The sequence below is a fragment of the Colwellia sp. Bg11-12 genome, assembly GCF_014076955.1.
Lineage (GTDB): Bacteria > Pseudomonadota > Gammaproteobacteria > Enterobacterales > Alteromonadaceae > Colwellia_A.
On sequence record NZ_JACGUZ010000068.1, the window covers coordinates 1 to 3,514 of the forward strand.

The 3,514-nt window shown below is 47.5% G+C and carries 2 rRNA genes; both read left to right on the top strand.

The features are described from left to right. Positions 1 to 359: 359 nt before the first annotated feature. Positions 360 to 3,250: ribosomal RNA gene (locus tag H4J39_RS08565) — 23S ribosomal RNA — on the top strand. 139 nt (positions 3,251 to 3,389) lie between these two features. After that, positions 3,390 to 3,504 (top strand): 5S ribosomal RNA (rrf, locus tag H4J39_RS08570). Positions 3,505 to 3,514 lie beyond the last annotated feature (10 nt).

Genomic DNA, 3,514 nt, shown 5'->3' on the forward strand with positions numbered 1-3,514 from the left:
TTCTTCATTAAAGAAAAGACCAAACTTAAACTGTTCTGATGAACACGTTAAGTTTGGTTTTTTAAACCACGTTTTTAACCGAATGCGCGTTAAGAATGAGTTCTTTAACAATCTGGAAAGCTGATATAAAAATGATTTTATATAGCAATGAACGGTGTCGCGCTGTGATTTGCATGTTATATAAAATCTACAAAAGCGATTGATAGCGAAAGCTGTTAATCAACATTTGTTTACTCTTACTCAGAGTGAACATCTTATTCAAGACACATTTATTTGTGCGTGAAAATGTCAGACTTTACAATTGCCTTGGATTAGTCTCCGAGGTGTACTTCGTGTCGAAAGACTACTTAGGGTTGTATGGTTAAGTGACTAAGCGTATGTGGTGGATGCCTTGGCAGTTAGAGGCGATGAAGGACGTGTTAATCTGCGATAAGCATTGGTAAGGTGATAAAAACCGTAATAGCCAATGATTTCCGAATGGGGAAACCCACTGACATAAGTCAGTATCATTAAGTGAATACATAGCTTAATGAAGCGAACCAGGAGAACTGAAACATCTAAGTACCCTGAGGAAAAGAAATCAACCGAGATTTCGTTAGTAGCGGCGAGCGAACGCGAATCAGCCCTTAAGCTTATTGGGCGCTAGTGGAATGTACTGGAAAGTACAACGATACAGGGTGATAGTCCCGTACACAAAAGCAACCTTTGAGTGAAATCGAGTAGGACGGAGCACGTGAAACTTTGTCTGAATATGGGGGGACCATCCTCCAAGGCTAAATACTACTAACTGACCGATAGTGAACCAGTACCGTGAGGGAAAGGCGAAAAGAACCCCTGTGAGGGGAGTGAAATAGAACCTGAAACCGCATACGTACAAGCAGTGGAAGCCGGATTTAGTCCGGTGACTGCGTACCTTTTGTATAATGGGTCAGCGACTTATATTCTGTAGCAAGGTTAACCGATTAGGGGAGCCGTAGCGAAAGCGAGTGTTAACTGCGCGTTTAGTTGCAGGGTATAGACCCGAAACCCGGCGATCTACCCATGGGCAGGTTGAAGGTTGAGTAACATCAACTGGAGGACCGAACACACGTATGTTGAAAAATGCGGTGATGACTTGTGGGTCGGAGTGAAAGGCTAATCAAGCCGGGAGATAGCTGGTTCTCCCCGAAATCTATTTAGGTAGAGCCTCGCACGAACACCATTGGGGGTAGAGCACTGTTAAGGCTAGGGGGTCATCCCGACTTACCAACCCTTTGCAAACTCCGAATACCAATGAGTGATATGCGGGAGACACACTGCGGGTGCTAACGTCCGTTGTGAAGAGGGAAACAACCCAGACCGCCAGCTAAGGTCCCAAAGTACTAGTTAAGTGGGAAACGATGTGGAAAGGCATAGACAGCTAGGAGGTTGGCTTAGAAGCAGCCATCCTTTAAAGAAAGCGTAATAGCTCACTAGTCGAGTCGGTCTGCGCGGAAGATGTAACGGGGCTAAACTAGTCACCGAAGCTGCGGATTCATAGTTTACTATGAGTGGTAGGGGAGCGTTCTGTAAGCCGTTGAAGGTGAGTTGTAAAGCTTGCTGGAGGTATCAGAAGTGCGAATGCTGACATGAGTAACGATAAGGGGAGTGAAAAACTCCCCCGCCGAAAGACCAAGGTTTCCTGTCCCATGTTAATCAGGGCAGGGTAAGTCGGCCCCTAAGGCGAGGCGGAAACGCGTAGTCGATGGGAAACAGATTAATATTTCTGTACTTCTATATATTGCGAAGGAGGGACGGAGTAGGCTAAACAGGCACGGCGTTGGTAGTCCGTGTGAAAGTACGTAGGTGGTTAACTTAGGTAAATCCGGGTTTTCATTCAACACTGAGATACGAGACGAGACTCTACGGAGTTGAAGCTGTTGATGCCATGCTTCCAGGAAAAGCTTCTAAGCTTCAGATATATAGGAACCGTACCCCAAACCGACACAGGTGGTTAGGTAGAGAATACTAAGGCGCTTGAGAGAACTCGGGTGAAGGAACTAGGCAAAATAGTACCGTAACTTCGGGAGAAGGTACGCTACTCTCGGTTAAACCCTTGCGGTGTAAGCTAAGAGTAGTCGAAGTAACCAGGTGGCTGGAACTGTTTATTAAAAACACAGCACTGTGCAAAATCGAAAGATGACGTATACGGTGTGACGCCTGCCCGGTGCCGGAAGGTTAATTGATTCGGTTAGCGTAAGCGAAGCTGATGATCGAAGCCCCGGTAAACGGCGGCCGTAACTATAACGGTCCTAAGGTAGCGAAATTCCTTGTCGGGTAAGTTCCGACCTGCACGAATGGCGTAATCATGGCCACACTGTCTCCACCCGAGACTCAGTGAAATTGAATTTGCGGTTAAGATGCCGTATACCCGCGGCTAGACGGAAAGACCCCGTGAACCTTTACTATAGCTTGACAGTGAACATTGCTCCTACATGTGTAGGATAGGTGGGAGACTATGAAACCATGTCGCTAGATGTGGTGGAGTCTACCTTGAAATACCACCCTTGTATGCGTGATGTTCTAACCTAGGGCCCTTATCGGGCTTGGGGACACTGTCTGGTGGGTAGTTTGACTGGGGCGGTCTCCTCCCAAAGAGTAACGGAGGAGCACGAAGGTTGGCTAAGTATGGTCGGACATCATACGGTTAGTGCAATGGCATAAGCCAGCTTAACTGCGAGACAGACACGTCGAGCAGGTACGAAAGTAGGTCATAGTGATCCGGTGGTTCTGTATGGAAGGGCCATCGCTCAACGGATAAAAGGTACTCCGGGGATAACAGGCTGATACCGCCCAAGAGTTCATATCGACGGCGGTGTTTGGCACCTCGATGTCGGCTCATCACATCCTGGGGCTGAAGTCGGTCCCAAGGGTATGGCTGTTCGCCATTTAAAGTGGTACGCGAGCTGGGTTTAGAACGTCGTGAGACAGTTCGGTCCCTATCTGCCGTGGGCGTTTGAGAATTGAAGAGGGCTGCTCCTAGTACGAGAGGACCGGAGTGGACGAACCGCTGGTGTTCGGGTTGTTATGCCAATAGCATTGCCCGGTAGCTACGTTCGGAACTGATAACCGCTGAAAGCATCTAAGCGGGAAGCAGGCTTTGAGATGAGTTCTCACTGGAGCTTTAAGCTCCCTAAAGGGTCGTTGGAGACTACAACGTTGATAGGTCAGGTGTGTAAGGACTGCGAGGTCTTGAGCTAACTGATACTAATTGCCCGTGAGGCTTAACCATACAACACCCAAGTAGTTTTACTGCGAAGTGTTTGTAAAAGACTGACAGAATAATCACGCACTGTAATGCATTGAATAAGAAAACGCTTTTGTATTTATCGCTCTGACGAGCAACAGCTTTCAAGATTGTAACCTTTTTGTCTAGCGACAATAGCACTGTGGCACCACCTGATCCCATTCCGAACTCAGAAGTGAAACGCAGTAGCGCCGATGGTAGTGTGGGAGTTCCCATGTGAGAGTAGGACATTGCTAGGCGCCTATTAAG